Genomic DNA, 3,802 nt, shown 5'->3' with positions numbered 1-3,802 from the left:
ATTCGATCGAGCAGACCCCCCGACCCCGCGGCGCGTTCCCTACACCTCGGGTAGGGACAACCCCCGCTTCCGACCGCGCTCGAGCAGCGCCGCCCGTCGAATCGGCGCGTGGGACCGTCAGCTCCCTGGACCTGGGTGGGATCGGTCGGATTCGTCATCACGGCCGTTCGACCGCGGCCGGTCAGGGTCCGGCGCGGCTGGTGTAGGTGTGGCCGGTCGGGGTGGTGGTGCGCACGGTGTGGGGGTGCTCGCCGTGCCCGTCGTGGACGGTCTCGACGGTCCAGTCGGGCATTTCGCGGGTGTAGTTGCCGCGGGCGCAGACCCCGCGGCCGTTGGCGAGGCTGGCGGGGCCGCCGGCGCGGGACTGGACGATGTGGTCGTGGTGCCTGATCGCCGCGTCGCAGTAGGGGTCGCGGCAGCGGCCGTGGTCGCGGAGGTCGATCAGCCGGGCGAGGAACCCGTCGAAGCGCCGCTTCTGCGGGTCACCGCCGAGCAGGCCGCCGTGGCCGGGGTGGGCGAACAACCGCCGCCACCACCTTTTCCCGCGAGTGCTGGCGAGCAGGTCGCGCACGATCCCGGCGGGCAGGGGGCCGTGGCCGACCAGCTCGCCGGTGGCGGCGCTGTCGGGGTCGGTCAGCGCGTCGAGGGGCAGCACGATCCCGACCTCGACATCCACGTCCTCGGCGTGGGCTTGTCCGGTGAGCCGTTCGACGAGGGTGTCGGCGAGGATCTGGTCGCGGCTGCGACCGCCGGTGTCGCCGGTGGCGATCAACGAGTCGGCGTGGCGGCGCAGCGCGGCCAGGCAGGCCACACCTTGTTCGACTGGCAGCAGCGCCGAGAGGACGCTCATGGTGTCCGGGGCGGGGCGCACCGTGACCCGCCGGTCCTTGCGGACGGTGCGGCCGCGCTGGGTGTAGCCGGCGGGGTCGGTCTCGTAGGCGGTCTTCTTCACCGTCGCTTCGGCCCGCCGGAACCCCAGCTCGTCGAGGCGAGCGTCTCCGAGTTCCTTGTCCACCGCGCGCCGCGCCGCCGCGTCCAGGTGGGAGGTCTGGGCGACGACGGTCTCGGCCAGCCGCTCGCTGATCCGCCCCGCCGCCAGCAGCCCACGCACGTTAGGGAGGTCGGCGGCCAGGGCGCGCGCGATCGTGAGGCGCCGCGAGCCCTGCCACGGCGACACGTGCGCGGCCAGCGCGATCTGATCGGCGATGCCGGTGCCGAGCTTGCGCGGGTCCAGCCGGCCCGCGGCGATCTCGGCCTCGTGCGCGGCGACCTGGGAACCGGCGAAGGCGACCATCTCGGTGTGCTGCGCAGCGGCCAGCGCCGCCCGGGTCTGTTCCAGCAGCGCGATCCGGTCGACCCGTACCGCGTCCGGCACCGCATCGACGCCCTCGGCGAGCTCACCGAGGCGCGCGAGCAGCGCGGCCAGCTCGGCGCTGACCACATCACCCACTGCCTCGTTCGAACTCATGTGCGAACTCTCGCACGACCCACCGACATCCAGGTTCGGTGTAGCGGCTCCCTGCCAGAATCGCTTCGTGCCGCCCCGGCCCGCGCCCATCGAGCTGCGCGACGACGAGCTGCGCGCGATCACCGGTTGGGCCGCCGCCTGCGCCCACGGGGTGCTCGAGCTGTTCGAGGAAAGCCATCCCGAGGACACTCGCCCGCGCGAGGCCATCGACGCTGCGGACGCCTTCTCCGCAGGAGCCCGCCGGACGAGCGCACTCCGCCGGGCCGGGTGGGCGGCGTTCCACGCCGCGCGGGAGACGACGACACCAACTGCGGCCGACGCAGCCCACGCCGCGAGCCATGCGGCAGGCGCCGCCTTCCTCCACCCGGTGGCGAGCGCCCACCAGGTCCGGCACGTCCTCGGCGCGGCCGCGCACGCGGCGCGGGCGGTCGAGCTGTCGACGGGAACCCCGAGGTGGCCGGGCCGACCGGCACCGCCCGCCGTCGTCGGGATGCTGCGCCGCCTCCCGGCCGCGCCTGCGGGGGGCGGGCGCATCGGCGACCTCATGCGGGAGTTCGACGAGCTCCTCCGCGCGTGAGTCCGGCGTGGGTGCGGAAGCGGGGGGATTCGAACCCCCGGTACCTCTCGGTACGTCCGCTTTCAAGGCGGGTGCAATCGGCCGCTCTGCCACGCTTCCGCCGGTCAGCGTAGGCAACGACCCCGGTCGTCGTCGCCACCCGGGGCGGGGGCTCAGGGGCGCAGCTTGGCCACGATCCGCTCGAAGACGTCGCCGATCACCCGGCGCTCGTCGTCGTCGAGCAGGTCGACGAAGTGCTCCCGGACGCCGTGCAGGTGGTCGGGCGCCGCGGCCTCCAGGCGGGCGAACCCGTCGTCGGTGAGCACGGCGAAGACGCCGCGACCGTCGGAGTCGCACACCTCCCGCCGTACGAGCCCCTCGGCCTCCAGACGGGCGACCTGGTGGGACAGCCGCGACTTGGAGGCCACGACCTCCTCGGCGAGCGACGTCATCCGCTGGCGGTGGTCGGGCTTCTCGGACAGACGGACGAGGATTTCGTAGTCCGCGAAGGCCAACTGGTGGGTGTCCTGGAGCTCCCGGCCGAGCCGACCGAGGAGCAGGGCCTGCCCGGCGATGTAGTTGCGCCAGGCGCGCCACTCCTCCGCGTCGAGCCAGCGGGGCTCCTCCTGGGTACCGGACATCCCTCCATGTTATCCACGGATCCGCAGGTCGGTGGCGGAACGGGTCCGGCCATCGCGCGCCGTCGTGGGCGCGCCGCTACCGTCCGCCGTCGTGTACGGCATCTCCATCCGCGAGCCCGGCGGACCCGAGGTCCTCGAGTGGACCGAGCAGCCCGACCCGGAGCCCGGCTCCGGGGAGGTCGTCCTCGACGTCGTGGCCGCCGGGGTGAACCGGGCCGACGTCATGCAGCGCCAGGGGAACTACCCGCCTCCGCCGGGCGCCCCGGAGCTGCCGGGCCTGGAGTGCTCCGGTCGGGTCAGCGCGGTGGGTCCGGGTGTCAGCGGCTGGAACGTCGGCGACCTGGCGTGCGCGCTCCTCGCGGGCGGCGGCTACGCCCAGAAGGTCGCGGTGCCGGCGCCGCAGCTGCTGCCGATCCCCGACGGCGTTTCGCTCACCGACGCGGGCGCGCTGCCGGAGGTCGCCTGCACCGTCTGGTCGAACGTGGTCCTGCTCGGCGGGCTGCGCTCCGGGCAGACGTTCCTCGTGCACGGCGCCAGCGGGGGGATCGGGACCCACGCGATCCAGGTCGGGAAGGCGCTGGGGGCGACGGTGCTGGCGACGGCCGGGCACGAGGACCGCCTGCGGATCTGCCGCGACCTCGGCGCCGACCACGCGATCGACTACCACGGCGACCTCGTCGAGGAGGTGAAGGGCGCGACCGACGGACACGGCGCGGACCTGATCCTCGACCACATCGGCGCCAAGAACCTCGACGCCAACCTCGACTCCCTCGCGCCCGACGGCCGCATGACGATCATCGGACTGATGGGCGGCGCGAAGGCCGAGCTCAACCTCGCGAAGCTGCTGATGCGCCGGCTGTCGGTCGGCGCCACGTCGCTGCGGGCCCGGGAGGTGGGCGGGCCGCACGGCAAGGGCGCCATCGTGGCCGCGGTGCGCACCGACCTGTGGCCGCTCGTGGAGTCGGGCCGGGTGCGGCCGGTGATCCACGAGCGCATCCCGGTGCAGGAGGCCGCGCGGGCGCACGAGCTGATGGATGCCGGCGGCGTCGTCGGGAAGCTGCTGCTCGTGGTGCGCGAGGAGGCCGACGTCCTGTAGGTGGCCTCCGGCCCCGTGAGCAGAAAGTGTCGCTATACCGA

At 74.0% G+C, this 3,802-nt stretch carries 4 protein-coding genes and 1 tRNA gene; 2 read left to right on the top strand and 3 right to left on the bottom strand.

Features of this window, described 5'->3' with window-relative positions:
- Positions 1-181 precede the first annotated feature (181 nt).
- The gene (locus tag HH311_RS30705; RefSeq protein ID WP_169187534.1) at positions 182-1,468 is read right to left on the bottom strand and encodes a DUF222 domain-containing protein; all 1,287 of its coding nucleotides are present in this window, start codon (positions 1,466-1,468) and stop codon (positions 182-184) included.
- A gap of 67 nt (positions 1,469-1,535) precedes the next feature.
- Here HH311_RS30705 and HH311_RS30700 point away from each other — a divergent pair, with 67 nt between their 5' ends.
- Positions 1,536-2,045: a putative immunity protein gene (locus HH311_RS30700; RefSeq protein WP_169187533.1), complete on the top strand. Its 510-nt coding sequence runs from the start codon at positions 1,536-1,538 to the stop codon at positions 2,043-2,045.
- A 14-nt stretch (positions 2,046-2,059) separates the two neighbouring features.
- Here the strand turns inward: HH311_RS30700 and HH311_RS30695 are convergent.
- Both HH311_RS30695 and HH311_RS30690 read right to left on the bottom strand, forming a co-directional pair.
- A tRNA-Ser gene (locus tag HH311_RS30695) sits at positions 2,060-2,144 on the bottom strand.
- Positions 2,145-2,197: 53 nt separating this feature from the next.
- Positions 2,198-2,665: a MarR family winged helix-turn-helix transcriptional regulator gene (locus HH311_RS30690; protein WP_169187532.1), complete on the bottom strand. Its 468-nt coding sequence runs from the start codon at positions 2,663-2,665 to the stop codon at positions 2,198-2,200.
- Positions 2,666-2,756: 91 nt separating this feature from the next.
- Here HH311_RS30690 and HH311_RS30685 point away from each other — a divergent pair, with 91 nt between their 5' ends.
- Entirely contained in the window at positions 2,757-3,761 is a 1,005-nt protein-coding gene (locus HH311_RS30685; RefSeq protein ID WP_169187531.1) for an NAD(P)H-quinone oxidoreductase, read from the top strand.
- Positions 3,762-3,802: the final 41 nt, after the last annotated feature.

Source organism: Actinomycetospora sp. TBRC 11914, from assembly GCF_012933465.1.
In the GTDB taxonomy this organism is placed as follows: Bacteria; Actinomycetota; Actinomycetes; order Mycobacteriales; family Pseudonocardiaceae; genus Actinomycetospora.
The sequence above is the reverse complement of the archived record's forward strand: the minus strand, read 5'-3'. Positions and strand labels throughout refer to the sequence as shown.

What these genes read in the sequence shown, in the direction of transcription:
- HH311_RS30705 (WP_169187534.1), bottom strand. Translation starts at nt 1,468, where the DNA reads ATGAGTTCGAACGAGGCAGTGGGTGATGTGGTCAGCGCCGAGCTGGCC.
- HH311_RS30690 (WP_169187532.1), bottom strand. Translation starts at nt 2,665, where the DNA reads ATGTCCGGTACCCAGGAGGAGCCCCGCTGGCTCGACGCGGAGGAGTGG.